The organism is Bacillus sp. 005/A4HT-01/001 (genome assembly GCF_004634445.1).
Classification (GTDB): Bacteria; Bacillota; Bacilli; order Bacillales; family Bacillaceae; genus Bacillus; species Bacillus altitudinis.
Genome location: NZ_SEIZ01000001.1, coordinates 903,568 through 919,764 on the forward strand (window position 1 = coordinate 903,568; position 16,197 = coordinate 919,764).

Annotated in this window: 14 protein-coding genes; 9 read left to right on the plus strand and 5 right to left on the minus strand. The window is 41.7% G+C overall.

Going from position 1 to position 16,197, the window contains the following annotated elements:
* Positions 1-13: 13 nt before the first annotated feature.
* The 4 genes from ES896_RS04780 to ES896_RS04795 form a co-directional block, all read right to left on the minus strand.
* Complete coding sequence (locus ES896_RS04780; RefSeq protein WP_035704036.1) at positions 14-847, minus strand: MurR/RpiR family transcriptional regulator; 834 nt, start codon at positions 845-847, stop codon at positions 14-16.
* 116 nt (positions 848-963) lie between these two features.
* Positions 964-1,899 carry a nucleoside hydrolase gene (locus ES896_RS04785; protein WP_135226487.1) on the minus strand — a complete coding sequence of 312 codons (936 nt, stop codon included), beginning with the start codon at positions 1,897-1,899 and terminating at the stop codon, positions 964-966.
* 96 nt (positions 1,900-1,995) lie between these two features.
* On the minus strand, positions 1,996-2,478 hold the full coding sequence (locus tag ES896_RS04790) for a DUF1433 domain-containing protein (RefSeq protein ID WP_035704015.1): 483 nt from the start codon (positions 2,476-2,478) through the stop codon (positions 1,996-1,998).
* A gap of 81 nt (positions 2,479-2,559) precedes the next feature.
* Complete coding sequence (locus tag ES896_RS04795; protein WP_035704010.1) at positions 2,560-3,066, minus strand: DUF1433 domain-containing protein; 507 nt, start codon at positions 3,064-3,066, stop codon at positions 2,560-2,562.
* Between the two features lie 129 nt (positions 3,067-3,195).
* Between ES896_RS04795 and ES896_RS04800 the strand changes: the two genes are divergently transcribed.
* The 3 genes from ES896_RS04800 (at position 3,196) to ES896_RS04810 (ending at position 6,862) form a co-directional block, all read left to right on the plus strand.
* On the plus strand, positions 3,196-4,680 hold the full coding sequence (locus tag ES896_RS04800) for a lipase family protein (RefSeq protein ID WP_135226488.1): 1,485 nt from the start codon (positions 3,196-3,198) through the stop codon (positions 4,678-4,680).
* Positions 4,681-4,692: 12 nt separating this feature from the next.
* Positions 4,693-5,103 carry a hypothetical protein gene (locus ES896_RS04805; protein ID WP_135226489.1) on the plus strand — a complete coding sequence of 137 codons (411 nt, stop codon included), beginning with the start codon at positions 4,693-4,695 and terminating at the stop codon, positions 5,101-5,103.
* 82 nt (positions 5,104-5,185) lie between these two features.
* Entirely contained in the window at positions 5,186-6,862 is a 1,677-nt protein-coding gene (locus ES896_RS04810) for a hypothetical protein (protein ID WP_008347341.1), read from the plus strand.
* Between the two features lie 15 nt (positions 6,863-6,877).
* On the opposite strand, the gene ES896_RS04815 is transcribed toward ES896_RS04810, so the two are convergent.
* Positions 6,878-7,777: a LysR family transcriptional regulator gene (locus ES896_RS04815; RefSeq protein WP_017359912.1), complete on the minus strand. Its 900-nt coding sequence runs from the start codon at positions 7,775-7,777 to the stop codon at positions 6,878-6,880.
* A 172-nt stretch (positions 7,778-7,949) separates the two neighbouring features.
* On the opposite strand from ES896_RS04815, the gene ES896_RS04820 reads away from it, so the two are divergent.
* From ES896_RS04820 to ES896_RS04845, 6 genes are all read left to right on the plus strand, one after another.
* Complete coding sequence (locus ES896_RS04820) at positions 7,950-8,945, plus strand: LacI family DNA-binding transcriptional regulator (protein WP_060781579.1); 996 nt, start codon at positions 7,950-7,952, stop codon at positions 8,943-8,945.
* Positions 8,946-9,117: 172 nt separating this feature from the next.
* Positions 9,118-10,383, plus strand: a complete 1,266-nt coding sequence (gene ganS, locus ES896_RS04825; protein WP_008347347.1) for a galactooligosaccharide ABC transporter substrate-binding protein GanS — start codon at positions 9,118-9,120, stop codon at positions 10,381-10,383.
* A 145-nt stretch (positions 10,384-10,528) separates the two neighbouring features.
* Positions 10,529-11,767 (plus strand): carbohydrate ABC transporter permease, encoded by a 1,239-nt coding sequence (locus ES896_RS04830; protein WP_007497272.1) that lies wholly within the window; start codon positions 10,529-10,531, stop codon positions 11,765-11,767.
* Position 11,768: 1 nt separating this feature from the next.
* The gene (gene ganQ / locus ES896_RS04835) at positions 11,769-12,611 is read left to right on the plus strand and encodes a galactooligosaccharide ABC transporter permease GanQ (RefSeq protein WP_007497274.1); all 843 of its coding nucleotides are present in this window, start codon (positions 11,769-11,771) and stop codon (positions 12,609-12,611) included.
* A gap of 11 nt (positions 12,612-12,622) precedes the next feature.
* The gene (locus ES896_RS04840; protein WP_060781581.1) at positions 12,623-13,831 is read left to right on the plus strand and encodes a glycoside hydrolase family 53 protein; all 1,209 of its coding nucleotides are present in this window, start codon (positions 12,623-12,625) and stop codon (positions 13,829-13,831) included.
* A gap of 23 nt (positions 13,832-13,854) precedes the next feature.
* A complete protein-coding gene (locus ES896_RS04845; protein ID WP_135226490.1) occupies positions 13,855-15,921 on the plus strand; it encodes a beta-galactosidase in 2,067 nt (688 codons plus the stop codon).
* The last annotated feature ends 276 nt before the right edge of the window (positions 15,922-16,197 follow it).

Below are 16,197 nucleotides of genomic sequence, written 5' to 3' on the forward strand. Positions count from 1 at the left end.
ATTTTTGAAACCATTACACTCTTTTTTGAGAGATGGTTTCTCTCATTTGCTTTAAGTTTGTTAATGTTTCCTGCTGCCTTAAATGTGCAAGCGCAAAATATAGCACATCAATCACAGTAAGCTGAGCAAGCCTAGCAGACATCGCTTCCGTTCGGAAAGCCGTTTCTTGCGTTGATGTATACAGCGTGACATCTGCAAGCTGACTCAATGGAGAACGCTGATAGCTTGTAATGCCAATGGTTTTCGCTCCTTTTTGCTTGGCTGTTTTCATCGCATCCAGTAAATCCTTATTTCGACCAGAATGAGATATACCAAGCACTGTGCTCTTTTGATCAAGCAGACCTGCCGACATCGCTTGAAAGTGAGAATCTGTATGAACAATACAGTTGATGCCTGTTCTCATAAATTTGTGGAAAGCATCTGTGGCGATGAGGCCAGACCCACCACTGCCATAAAACTCTAAGCGCTCTGCCCCATGGATTAATTGTACGGCTTTTTCTACATCTTCTGGATTCAACAATTGAAAACTATCCTTTAATGCAGTGATGTTTGCCTGAAATACCTTTTGCATAAAAACGGCAGTATCATCGTCAAGACTCATCTCTTCATCTACATAATCAGGCTTCGTTTGGTCTATTTCCTGGGCAATAGCAATCTTCAAATCTTGATACCCCTCAAATCCAAGCCTTTTACAAAGACGAAAAATCGTTGCCTCTGAGCTCGCTGTCTTTTTGGCAAGCTCGACAATCGACAAATGGATGATGTCGCGGGGCTCACTTGTAATGTGCTCAGCAATTGCTTTCAGTTTTGGCGGCAATCCTCTGCTTGCTGCCCTTATCTTATCCATACTGCTTAAACTGACAAAAGCCAATTGACTTCACTCCTTCTCTATTCATGTGAGCGCATACATTTCCTCATGTTTCCATCTTATAAAAAAGAAGCCTGTTTGCACAGACTTCTTTTTTAAGAATTCAAGACTTTGATCATTAAATCAAAAAACCCTTCAGCATCTACATCCATACACACTCGAAGATTGCGATCTTTTCCCCATTGATGCTGAAAATCACATATCATTTGACCATCGCAGAACTCACTCTTCGTCTCCACTTCTACATGAAACGCCTGTGTATTCACAAGTTGTTTATCAATTGCAAGACTTACAGCAAGCGGATCATGCATAGCACATGCCCACACCCCATTCCGCTCAAAATAGCGCTGGCGGTAAATGCTTGTGCTCTCTCTGATATAATTGGCTAACGTTTCATTTTGAATGGCAGCAATTCTCTCATCCGTTAACAAGACCTGTCTTGTGACATCCAGCCCTACTTGAGTCAATGAAGGGAAACCAGCCTCCAGCACCAATTTCGCCGCTTCTGGATCTGCATATGTATTAAATTCCGCAACCGGTGTGACATTCCCCTGTCCCTGCACGACACCCCCCATAAAAATGACTTCTTTTACGTGATGAATCAGCTCAGGGCATTTTTTTACCGCAAGGGCTAAATTCGTTAACGGTCCTGTCAACACGAGCGTAACCTGCTTCGAATACTTCAGCACTTGGTCAATGATAAAATCAGGCGCAAAACCTTCATCCGCGGTCTTCTTAGGCCGGGCGTCCTTTAAAGCGCCGCCAATTCCATCCTCCCCATGCACCCGATGTTCATAATGAGGGGCTCTCAAAAGAGGCGTCGCTGCACCTTTGATGACAGGGATTTCCTCTGCCTCAACCAGCTCAAGCACTTTACACGTATTCAACGTAGCCGCTTCAACAGACACATTCCCGCACACCGTTGTGATCCCCAACATATCAAACCGCTTACTTTTCACTGCAAGCAAAATACCAATTGCATCATCAATTCCAGTGTCTACATCCAAGATCAATTTCTTTTTATTTGCCATGTTTGAAGCTCTCCTTTAAATGAAAGTGTTTTTATTGATTAATAGCATATTACTTTAGTCATCATTTATAGGGAACAAATTGATAACGGATATTTTTTACTCTTTTTCTCCAATATCGTTGAGATACTGTTCACGTTCTTTTTTAGAGAGACTATTCAAAAAATTTTCTTTCACTTTAGGTTCATCTTTATATTCATCCCAGTCTATAAAACGATCTGATAAATCAGGGGAATGACTCATCGAACCGATTTCGTTAGTTTTGTATATTAATGATGCAGAAAAATGATATTTTTCTGCATCGTTATTTATATATCCATCAACTGTGACATAACCCATAGGGCTTATAGATACATTTTTTTTAAATGTGATGGTTTTAATAAAATTGTGAATATCTTTTTCATGTAAATATTCTTCAATTTTTGGTTTCATCTTTTCTGCGAATTCTTCGGCCTTTTCTTGATCGCTTTTCTCTTGCACTACTTCATCTGAAAAACTCTGATGAATGTACTCTACAACAAACACAGTTACGGAGATGACGGCGACCACAATTATGATAGAAAATTTCATGATATTTTTCATAAAAAGCAAAACTCCTTAATGAACTTTAATCAGCTGACTATTGAATTTGGCAAAATAAAAACAGGTAGGCTAGTACCTGTTTTACTCTTTTTCTCCAATGTCTCTCAGATACTGATCACGTTCCTCCTTAGTAAAACTTTTAAGGTAATTTTCTTTCACTTCCGGCTCATCTTTATATTCTTCCCAATCTATAAAGCGGTCTGATAAATCAGGGTCATAACTCATTGAACCGATTTTTTTAGCTCTATATTGTAAAGAAGCTGAGAAACCGTACTTTTCCGGTTCATCATTTACATAACCATCAATCGTAATATCTCCCATTGGGTTAATGGTCACATCTTTTTCAAACGTTATGGTTTTTATAAAGTTATGAATATCTCTTTTGTGTAAGTGCTCTTCAATCTTGGGTTTCATCTTCTCTGCAAACTCTTCTGCTAATTCTTGATCACTCTTTTCTCTTTCTTCCACGATATTTTTTCCTCCCGCATCGTTTGATTCTTTTTTCTTGTCAAATTCTAGAATAAGTAAAATCACTGAGATAACTATGACGAGAACTAGAACACATATAATTTTAATTGTATTTTTCATTTAAATAATATCCACCTTTTATTGATATAATAGAGATATTTTTTGTATAATAAGCGATAGATCTAAAATAGATATTTATACCACTACATAATATAATTACCAAATATAAAGATAACAGGAGTGTTAATATTGACCATAAAGTCAACTCGATTTAAGCTTACTGACGAAGACTATAAAGAAATATCAACAAAATCTTATGCTATTAAAAACTATAAGGACTATAAAGAAATAGAAATTAGCAATGATAGAAAAATGTATGTCATTGACTATAAAGAAACAGAAAAAGGGCTTAACTCACTAACTCTGGTATCAAAGGATGACTTTATTCGATCCGGTAAAGGCAAAGACCTCACAAAAATCAAAAACGCCGTCATCGCCTACCGCGGCTCAGAACCGATTGGGGCAGGCCAATATAAAGATACCATTAAAAAACATGGAAAAAAAGAGTCAGATGATCTTCTTTCTACCATTTTGACAAAGCTGCCTCCTTTTAGCCAGTCACAGACGTCAAAGGAAGTCACGACGAAGGTGACGACAGGGACAACGACCTATACAAATGAGATTGTACAAGATTGGTTGATTTCAGATACGAAGTATTTGATTAAAAATATCCCTTTTGAACACGGTGCAGAGAATCAAATGGTGCAAGCGGACCGGTATGCGAAAGAGATCCATAAGAAAATGCCGAATGCGAAGATGTATGTGACAGGGCATTCACTTGGCGGATCAAATGCTTCTTATGTTCTTGTCAAAAATGATTTTATTCAAGGCGGGGTCACCTTTGAGAATCCGAATATTTACCCAAATCTATCGGATGGTCTGCAAGCCAAAGCATTAAAAGGTGATTACCGCAATAGATTAACAGAATATATCAATCTCAATGACGGGCTATCTCTCTTAAATCGTCATACGACAGAAATCGGTCGTGTGAAAGTGATGTATGATGCCGCTTTACCTGAAGGCGTCGATTACACTGAGGACTCCTCAAAGGCCGTCCAGTTTATGAAAAATCTCCTCAATCGGGCAATGAGTGTGAACCCTTCACTTGATGCGAATTTATTTCTTGAAGCCCTCGCCGGCAGCCATGGCTTAGACCGGTATTCCTTTTCGTCAGATGGCTCCGTTCAAACCATTGATGATATGTTGAGAAAAAACCCTTCTCTCACTGCCGCCATGTTACATCAATTGAGCCAATCAAATGTTCACCCGCAAAGTGTGGTAGCGATTTTAATCAAGTCGCATGTTCTCATGAACACAGGTCGTACATTCTCTACATATGCCGAGCACCATATGCAGCAAATCATTCGCAAAATTGAGAAACTCGATGACAAAGTGGATCAATCGGTGGAACGCGTTCGTTCAAGATACAAACAAATTGTCGGTTTTGGTTCGTATGACCAGCTGACGGCTTCAGATGTGGATGCTGTGATTCGCCACTTAAAAACAGAGGGTCTTGAAAATGAGTTCTATTCGGTCAAAAAGTATGATGCAGCGATTGATCATGCGATGGATATGAAAAGGTGGATGGACTCAATATCAGATGATATGAGCCAGCTAGGAAAACAATACCACGATGCAGATACAACCCTTGCCAAGAATATGGGTATTTCTTAAGGAGTACGACAAATGGAATTTTCAAAGAAACAACCAACAGACGCAGATCGTTTTTTGCAGAGAGTCACAGATACGCATACATCTAGCTCCATCTTCTCTCAAGCAAACTTTAACACGGAAGACATGACACCAGCAGAGCTGGCTGCTTTGAAGGCAAAGATCAAAGAAGAACAGAAAACAGCGCTTATCAGAGCCATCCGGCATCAGCTGCAAAATGAATTTGCAGAGGATCGCCAAGAAGCCAAAAAAATAGTAGATCTGATTGATGACCTTCTGATTAACGTGTACAAACATCAAAGGAACATCCAAATCCATATGTCAGGTGAAGCCATTGACGCCTTAATCGAAAAAATCGAAAAAAGACTCACATTTTTTGAACTGAAAGAAGATGTTCAATCCGCCATCGACTCGATCGGCATTTAAATGAACCTTCTATCCGGTGAATCTTTTCCCTGTCTCACTCGTATATACTAAAAGAGTGATTGAATTGAAAGGAGATCTGTTTGTGGGATATATGTTGTTATTTTCGGTTGTGATCGGTCTTGTCTTGACCCTTTTGCTCACACCACTCAGGTTGATCGTTAGAAAGAAAGGGACCGAACAACAGGTGCCCCTTATGTGGATTGCAGGACTTGCCCTGCTGTTCATCATCGGGATTTTCGGCTTCTACTACATCACCAATTTAGACCGCAACCCATCATCACTGTGGCTCATTGGACTTGTTGTGACAGCAGCAGGTGCCTTTTTATCAGTGGGATTGGAGCGAAAGATCAAAGGCGTATTATTTCTCATTTTATTGTTGCTCGGTGTTTATATGGCAACCGCTTTTCTATTTAATGCAAATGAGAAATTCGACGTGTCTAAAATGGAGCAAAAAGTCGAAATCAAAGCGTTCGATGAGACAGAGACACCTGCGAGTGTACCACCGCAATTTGCTCGCAATAAGATGAAGAAATCGTTCGGACAGGTGCCAAACACGAGTTACTACGAGCTTGGCAGCTTGCAAATTCAGAAGGTCAATGGTGAGTATGTGTATATCGCACCCGTCGAGTTCTCCGATTTCTTTAAATGGATTCGTTCTGGTAGCACACCGGGTTACTTTACATTAAGTGCGACCGACTCATCTGCCAATCCAAAGTTTGTGAAAACCGAGATGGTCTATACGCCTTCTTCCTATTTCAATAAGGAAATTGAGCGGCATATCCGTCTTCAGTATCCAGATTTGATTTTCTATGGAGATACGCAGCTCGAGATCAATGATGATGGCAAGCCTTATTACATCCAAACATTTGGAGATTTCATCTCTGCACGAAACGGGTTTAAAGCTTCCGGTGTAGTTGTTGTGGATGCCAAAACGGGTGAAACGAAGAAATATTCCTTAGACAAAGTACCAGCCTTTATTGATGGCGCTGTGTCACCAGAGGCCGTCAGTCTGCAAAATAGTTACTTCGGCAACTATGTACATGGTTTCTGGAACAGTATGTTTGGAAAATCAGATGTGAAGCTGCCTTCAGACGAGGGAACGGAAGCCAATGTAAGTCCGGTGTTTGATTCAAAAGGGGATATGTATTACTTCACAGATTTCACCAGTCCAAAAGAGGGCGTTGATTCCATGCTCGGGTATGCACTAACAAATGCCCGAACAGGAAAAGCCACGTATTATACGGGTAATCTTGAAGAATCCTACATGGATTCACAGGGAGCTTTGCAAATTATTGAGAAGCGATTTATCGAAAAGAAATGGAAGGGCCGCATGCCGATTCTTTATAATTTCTACGGGGAAGCCAGCTGGCTTACACCTGTTCTCGATTCAAACGGGTTCCTGCAAAACTACTTTATTGTTTCGGCAGCCAATCCTGAAATCGCCGCATACGCTTCTACACCAAATGAAGCACTAAGAGCCTATAAAACTGCTCTTCAAAAAGGCGGCGGTACCGTCAATAGTTCATCAAAGCAAGAAAAGAAAGAGTCAACAGGTAAAGTGAAAAGGGTGTATAAGGAAAAGACCGGTGATTATACAACCGTCACCTTCTTACTAGACGATGGGAAAAACTACACCATGTCATCTGAAAAAGAGCCTCTTATTATTTATTTAAAAGAAGGGGATCAAGTCACCATGAAGTACACAGATACAGGTGAGATTTTCCTCCCAGTCGATGAAATCAACATCAAAGGATTATAAAAAAAGACGTTTCTCCTACTGCGGAGAAGCGTCTTTTCTCTCTTTTCTCAACAACTCAACAAGCAATTCCTTATTCTTATTCCCACCTGTCATCGGGGATTCGACATAGGAAAATGTCCGTTTAAAGTCCATTCCCCTCACAGAAATGACAGCCAATTCCCCACCAATGCTGCCCCGCTGGAGGACATATTTAGATAAAACAGATAGCCCCATTCCATGAATGACAGCTTCTTTAATCGCTTGATTGCTGCTAAATGTCACAAAGGTCCGCGCTTTCAGTCCATTTGATTTCAGGACGTGCTGTAAGTATTCTCCTGTCCCAGATCCCTCTTCTCTTGTGATCCATGTTTCATTTTGCAATTGATCAATGGTGACATCCTTTTTCTTTGCAAACGGATGGTCTAATGGGGCAACGATATACAGTTCATCCTCTAGGAACGTTTCTACAGAGAGTTCTTTGTCATTGGTTTGTCCTTCAATCAGTCCGATGTCGACATGGAACAACCGAACATGTCTAGCGATCGCCTCTGTATTATCAATGACTACCTCAATATCAACATGCGGATAGAGCTGATGAAATTGTGCCAAAATTTGCGGCAGCACATACTCCCCAATGGTAAAACTCGCTCCAATCGTGAGCTTTCCTCGTGCCAGATGATGATGCTCATAAATATCCTGCTTCGCCTGTTCATATAAACGAATGATTTGTTTTGATCGATGGTACAGCATATCCCCAGTTGGCGTCACCGTTAATTGCTTTGGCGAACGATTGAGCAGAACCGTCTGAAATTCCTGCTCCAAGTTCTTAATGTGAAGACTGACACTCGGTTGAGAAATCCGTAGCTTCTGAGCTGCTTTTGTAAAGTTTTTCTCTTCTACCACTGTCACAAATGTCTTCAGTGCATCATAATACATCTGTCCCTCTCCTATCAGAAATCTTAATCCTACATCTTCAATACATATATCTTACTAATTCCTTTCGAGATCGTAAAGAACAGTCTAAACGCAATCAATTTAATAAAAATATTTACTAATTTTTTTAAAGACTCTATACTGAAAGGAGATATTTTCTATAGGAGGTGCTGACTTGGCAGCTAAAATAAAGGACATTGCGGAAAAAGCCGGATTATCCATCGCCACCGTGTCTCGCGTATTGAACCAAGATCCCAACCTATCTGTTACAGATCAAACACGTGAGAGAGTATACGCGGCAGCAGAAGCTTTGTCCTATCAAAAAAAGACATTCAAACATTCACTAAAAAAAATTGCCTTTCTCTATTGGATGACCGAAAAAGAAGAGCTTGAAGATATTTATTTTAAATCCATTCGTCTAGGCATTGAGGAACTCACCAATACCAGAAGCTTAAATGTTACCGCTTACAACCCATCTGATGGTCTTCATTCTATTGATCCTTCTACAGAAGGCATCATCGCCATCGGTCGATTTAAAAAAACTGAGCTGGATCAATTATATGCGATCACAAAACATATCGTCTTTATTGATACATCACCAGATGAAGACCGCTTTGATTCTGTAAAACCAAACCTGAAACGAATTGTAGAAAAGATTATTGATTCTTTTATCGAAAAACAGCACACATCCATCGGATTTATTGGCGGGACAGATCTTGATCTCAATACAAATAGACGTATTCCAGATATTCGTGAAACGACCTTCCGCCAGTACATGACAGCACACAACAAACTGGATGAACAATTGGTCTATATCGGTCACCACTTCTCTGTAGATGAAGGCTATTCATTGATGATGAAGGCGATCGACGAGCTCGGCGATCACCTGCCAACCGCTTTTTGTGTCGCAAGTGATCCTCTTGCGATAGGCTGTTTACAAGCATTAAATGAACGCGGTTTTTCTTTACCAAATCGAGTGAGTGTCTTTAGTATCAACGATATTCACGTCTCTCAATATGTGTCACCACCGCTCACAACTTATCACATCCATACCTCTTTACTTTGCGAAACAGCTGTCGATTTACTTTTAGAAAGACTTGTTGATGGCAGAACATTACCAAAAACCGTGCTGATTGCCTCAGAACCTGTCTTTCGGAAAAGCACGATATAAACAGCTGGAAGGCCTGCCGTATATGGTGGGCTTCTTTTCTCTTTATTTCAGTAAAAAATTTTACTTAATAAATTTAATAAAATGTGTTTACTTTTTTTACTCAAGTTGATATTCTCACATTAAGAAAGCGTTTTCTTATCATCTGTGAAAAAAGAACGAGAGGGGATTACGAATGAAAAAGGGAAAATGGGCGACATTATCGGCAGTCGTTGGTACTGCTGTGCTTCTGCTGTCAGCATGCGGACCAGGAGATGACAATTCAAGCGGTACACAGCCGGCATCTACAGGTACAAAGACCTTGCTAGTGTGGGAGGATGTCAAAAAGTCTGATGGGATTCAAGACGCTGTCAAAGAATTTGAAAAACAAAACGACGTGAAAGTCAAAGTAGTCGAAAAAGCATATGCCGACCAAATTGAAGCGCTTCGTCTTGATGGCGCAGCCGGCACTGGTCCAGATGTCATCACCATGCCTCACGACCAAATTGGATCAGCTGTCACAGAGGGATTGTTACAAGAAATCAAACCAGATCAAAAAGTAATCAATTCCTTCACAGACGAATCGATTCAATCACAAACGGTAGATGGTAAGCTGTATGGCCTGCCAAAATCCGTTGAAACCACTGTGCTTTTCTATAACAAAGACCTTGTGAAAAAGGCACCAACGACACTCGATGGCTGGTATGACCTTTCGAAAAAGCTGACAAAGGACGGGAAATACGGTTTTGTTGCGAAGTGGGATGAAATTTATTACGCACAAAGTGTATTAGGCGGTTCAGGCGGCTATATTTTCAAACAGAAAAACGATGGGTCTTATGACGTCAATGATATTGGTCTTAATAACGATGGTGCCATCGAAGGCGGAAAATACATTCAGACATTCTTTAGCGAAGGTCTTTTCCCGAAAGGCATCATTGGTGAGCAAGGAATCAATGTCCTCAATTCCTTATTCACTGAGAAAAAGGCAGCGGCTGTGATTTCTGGTCCATGGTCATTTGGTCCTTATAAAGAAGCGGGTATCGACTACGGCGTGACGGAACTGCCAACACTCCCTAACGGAAAACATATGAGCTCGTTCTTAGGTGTAAAGAGCTACAACGTCTCCTCTTATTCTAAAAATAAAGAACTTGCCGAGAAATTTGTTGAGTTTATCACGAACGAAAAAAATTCGAAAAAGCGCTTTGAAGTTACAGAGGAAATTCCACCAGTGAAAAAGCTGATGAAAGACCCAGTGATTACTGAAAACGCAAATGCGGATGCTGTTTCAAAGCAAACGAAATATGCCACGCTGACACCGAACAATCCAGAAATGGCAGAGGTGTGGAAGCCGATTGACAGTGCATTAGGACTGATTGCGACCGGCCGTACCGATGTGAAAAAGGCATTTGATGATGCGGTCAAACAAATCGACTCGCAAATTAAAGCGAATCACTCCAAATAAACATCAAGCGCAGGTAGCTGTTCATCTATCATGCTGCCTGCACTTGATCTAATTTCATATGAAGTAGGTGTTAGACGTGACGGGTAACCTTGAACTAGACCGCACACACATAGTGGAATCAAAGACACACCGGAGACGGGCGCTAATGTTCTCTCTTATACCCGGGATGGGGCAAATATACAACAAACAATATGGCAAAGGGGCACTCTTTTTCCTGTTTGGCGTTTCTTTTCTAGTAGTGTTTTATGATTTATTCAATATTGGCTTCTGGGGGCTGTTCACACTTGGTACGATGCTGCCTCGTGACAACTCTGTTTTCCTTTTAGCAAAAGGAATTATTGCACTTTTAACAGCTGGATTTGGCATCGGTTTTTATGTACTCATGATACGAGATGCATTTATGAACGGAAAGAAACGTGATCAAGGGGTTCCGCTTCATTCCATCCGTGCTCAATACCATCAGCTCATCGACCAAGGCTTTCCTTACTTAATGAGCACTCCTGCTTTCTTTTTACTTCTATTCTCTGTTGTCTTTCCTATTATGTTCAGCTTTGCGCTGGCCTTTACAAACTATGATTTATACCACTCGCCTCCTGCCAATCTCATTGATTGGGTAGGCATCAAAAACTTTCAAAATATCTTTTCAATCGATATTTGGAGAGACACATTCATTGATGTACTAGGCTGGACGGTCGTATGGACGTTGGCTGCATCGACCCTTCAATGTGCTGTCGGCATTTTCCTAGCGGTTCTGCTCAATCAAAAAGATTTAAAAGGAAAACGGTTTTTCAGAACGATTTTGATTCTGCCGTGGGCTGTTCCAGGATTTGTGACCATTTTGGTGTTTGCTGGATTGTTTAATGACACGTTTGGTGCGATTAACAATACCCTTTTTGCATCGATTGGAATTGATCCAAAACCATGGCTGACAGATCCATTTTGGAGCAAAATCGCTCTTATTGCGATGCAGACTTGGCTTGGTTTTCCTTTTGTGTTCATTATGACAACCGGCGTTTTACAGGCCATTCCTGAAGATTTATACGAGGCTGCAACCATTGATGGGGCAAATTTCTTTCAGAAATTCCGTTCCATTACATTACCGCTTGTCCTCTATTCAATTGCACCTATATTAATCACGCAATATACGTTTAACTTTAACAACTTTAATATCATCTACTTATTTAATGGCGGAGGACCGCCTGTGGCTGGCTCAACTGCTGGGGGAACGGACATCTTGGTGTCTTGGATTTACAAACTGACGATGCAATCTTCTCAATATGCACTCGCTGCCGCTGTTACAATTTTACTGTCAATCTTCGTCATTGCCATTGCACTTTGGCAGTTTAAGAGAACGAATTCATTTAAAGAGGAGGACATGATGTGATATGGGATCAAAACAAAATAAGCTCATTCGTCTGAGTATCACTTATTTCATCCTTTTCATCGCCTCCGTATGTATTCTATATCCACTCCTTTGGACGATCGGCGCTTCCTTTAATCCTGGGAATAGCCTGATGAGCACAAGCATGTTTCCGAAGAATCCAACGTTCAGCCACTTTACAGAACTCTTCTTCGGTCAGGGAGCACTTTATGCAAAATGGTATTGGAACTCAATGAAAATCAGTATTGCGACTATGCTCTTAACGTTGATCCTTGTTAGCTTTACAGGTTATGCCTTTTCTAGGTTCCGATTCAAAGGACGCAAGAATGGACTGATGCTCTTTTTGCTGCTGCAAATGATTCCTCAATTTTCAGCGCTGATTGCCATTTTTGTATTGGCTCAAATGCTTGGACTCATTAACAGCCACCTCGCATTGATTTTGATTTATGCAGGCGGACAAATCCCGATGAATACGTATTTAATGAAAGGTTATCTTGATGCGATTCCAAAGGATCTCGATGAATCAGCCAGAATGGATGGCGCAGGGCATTTCCGGATTTTCATCCAAATTATTATGCCACTTGCCAAGCCGATTTTAGCCGTTGTTGCCATCAACTCATTTACAGGACCGCTGGGTGATTTCATCATCTCCAGTGTCATTGTCCGCTCACCCGAAATGTATACGCTCCCAATCGGTCTATACAATCTTGTATCAGACAAAATGGGTGCCAGCTACACGACCTTTGCAGCCGGGGCTTTACTCATTGCGATTCCAGTTGCTTTATTGTTTCTTGTTTTACAAAAACAATTTGTATCCGGCCTCACACAAGGCGGGACAAAAGGATAAGGGGAGATTTGATGAAGAAATGGTTGCTTGTCACTGTTGTCGTTTTCTTTCTGATGGGGTTAGGTATTCTGCCTGAAGCAAAGGCTGATACGATTTCGGTGAAACCGATCAATGGATTGCAAGGTGATTTCATCAAAGGAGCCGATATCTCCATGCTCGCAGAAGTGGAGCGAAGCGGCGGCAAATACTACAACCAAAACTGGCAGCAGGTTGATCCGCTCAAGCTATTAAAAGAGAAAGGTGTCAACTATGTGCGCATCAGACTCTGGAACCATCCATACGACAACCAAGGCCGTGCCTATAACGGCGGGACAAACGATTTAAATACCGCCATTGCTCTATCGAAACGTGCAAAAGCACAAAACATGAAAGTGCTGCTTGATTTTCACTACAGTGATTTCTGGACCGATCCCGGTAAACAGTTCAAACCGAAAGCTTGGACCAATCTCTCCCAAAGCGATCTAGAAAAAGCGGTTGGCACTTACACAAGCGATGTACTTAAAGCGATGAAAGCACAAAATGCCCTACCAAATATGGTACAGGTCGGGAATGAATTGAATTCAGGTATGCTTTGGCCGAACGGAAAGAGCTGGGGTGAAGGCGGCGGTGAATTTGACCGGCTCGCTGCTTTGCTAAAAGCGGGAACAAATGCGGTCCGCTCTGTCGATTCAAACATCAAAATCATGCTTCACCTTGCACATGGAGGGGACAATGGCGCATCTCGCTGGTGGTTTGATGAAATCACCAAACGAGGCGTTTCGTTCGATACGATCGGTTTATCTTACTACCCGTATTGGGACGGGGGATTTAGCGGTCTTACTACCAATATGAATGATATTAGCGCCCGCTATAAAAAAGATGTCATCGTGGTAGAAACCGCCTACGGCTTTACAACAGCAAATGGTGACAACCTCGATAACTCATTTAACCAAGATTCAGTCAATACGGCCGGTTATCCAGCATCACCACAAGGGCAGGCATCTTTTATACGAGATCTATCAGAAAAAATTTCACAAGTGAAAAACAATCGCGGAAAAGGATTCTTTTATTGGGAACCACTTTGGATTCCAGCAAAAGGTGCGCCGTGGTCTAGTCAATACGGGCTCGCTTACATTCAAACAACCGGCACAGTCGGGAATGCTTGGGAAAATCAGGCCATGTTTGATTTCAACGGAAAAGCCCTGCCTTCTCTTGATGTATTTAAACAAATGACACCGTAATTAAACAGATAGGACGTGACAAAATGAGAAAGCGTTACCCACTCGTTCACCCAAATGTGAAAGGCTTTTTGCATGGTGGCGACTATAATCCTGATCAATGGCTTCATATGCCGGAGATCATTGACGAAGATTTTCGATTAATGAAGCTTGCACACTGTCAAACATTCTCTATCAACATTTTCGCTTGGAGCAAGCTCGAGCCAAAAGAAGGGGAATATGATTTTGCCTGGCTGGATGATATCATGGACCGCTTGGCAGCGCAGGGAGCTCACGCCATTCTCGCCACGCCAAGCGGAGCAAGACCTGCTTGGCTCTCGCAAACATATCCAGAAGTCTTACGCGTTGAAGCAAACCGCCAGCGCAACTTACACGGACTTCGCCATAATCATTGCTTTACCTCACCAGTTTATCGAGAAAAAACGAATACACTCAATCGTTTGCTTGCTGAACGCTACAAGGACCATCCAGCGCTGATCATGTGGCACATTTCAAATGAATACGGCGGTGAATGTCATTGTGATCTTTGCCAAGAAGCATTTAGAGACTATTTGAAAGACAAATACAACCATGACCTTGAAGCTTTGAATCAAGCATGGTGGACGGGATTTTGGAGCCACACCTTTACCGATTGGTCGCAAATCGAGTCACCAGCACCTCACGGAGAGCACATGATTCATGGCATGAACCTAGATTGGAAGCGTTTTGTCACAGCGCAAACGATCAATTTTTATCAAAATGAAATTGAACCGCTGAGAGAATTAACACCTCATGTGCCAGTAACCACCAATTTTATGGGCGACTATCCGCATATGCGTCCATTCCTTGGACTGGATTATCATCAATTTGCAAAAGAAGTCGACGTGATCTCATGGGATAGCTATCCAGCATGGCATAGCGGCAGAGAAACCACTGCAGAATTAGCGTCAAACGTCGCCTTCGTTCACGATTTGTATCGTTCATTAAAGGGCGGTCAGCCGTTTCTTGTGATGGAAAGCACACCAAGCCTCGTGAACTGGCATGAAGTGAATAAGGTGAAGCATAAAGGAATGGCACACCTCTCTGCCATGCAGGCGATTGCCCACGGGTCCGACTCCGTCCTTTATTTCCAGTGGAGACAAGGCCGAGGCGCCTCTGAAAAATTCCACGGCGCCGTTGTGGATCATTCTGGACATGAATACACGCGCGTGTTTCAAGAAGTCGCTGATTTAGGAAAACAGCTGGAGCAGCTTCAGCCGATTGCGGGTACATCCATTCAACCAGAAGTCGCCATCATATATGATTGGGAAAACCATTGGGCAATTGATGATGCGCAAGGCTTAAATAATACCAACAAACGCTATGTAGAGGCTTGCCAAACTCACTATCGCAGTTTCTGGAAAAAGGGCATCCCTGTTGATATTGTCGGGATGGAAAAGGATTTCTCATCCTATCGAGTGCTTGTTGGACCAATGCTCTACATGATCAAACCAGGCGTGGCAGAAAAGATCGAAGCATTTGTCAAAGAGGGCGGCATTTTTGTGGCAACATACTGGAGCGGCATAGTCGATGAAAACGACCTCTGTTTCCTCGGTGGTTTCCCTGGCCCTCTCCGCCAAGTACTTGGTGTTTGGGCAGAGGAAATCAACACATTGATGCCAGATGAACACGTTTTAATGACCACAGGAAATGGACGCACCTACCATGTCGGACAATATTGCGAATCCATTCACCCAGAATCAGCCTCTGTGTTAGGGCATTTTGAGAATGGCTGCTACGAAGGACAGCCCGCCCTTACTGTTCGTCCATTTGGCAAAGGGAAAGCATACTATATGGCTTCTGAAAATGAGCAAGCGTTTTATGATGATTTTTACGAAGATCTCATCACAGGAATAGGCATACATCCCATCCTATCCTCTTCGATTCCAGAGGGAGTCAGTGTCCAGAAACGAACAGATGGATCGCAAGACTTTGTGTTTATGATGAATTTTACAGAACAGCAACAGAACATTTCACTAGATTCAGCGGAAAGCTATGAAAATATGCTGACTGGACAGCATACATCTCAACGGTTACAACTGAATCCTTACGAATATGTTATTTTGAAAAAATAGTGTGAAAGAAGCGTCCATCCAAAGGGCGCTTTTTACTTTTAAGTGAATCTAAATACCTATAAAACATCTCCAGGCAGTAGATTATCAATAGAAGTATTATTTTTTATCTAAATTTTTTGACATATTGAACACCGCACCATGATTGGCCCCGCCATCCTTTTTTACCATTGTATAGGTATGAAAGCGGTTGCCTAATACTCATATTTTTGATACTCTTTTTTTCAATGCAAATGTGGGATTGCATTGGTAAAAAAACAAACAAATGTAAACGGTTTA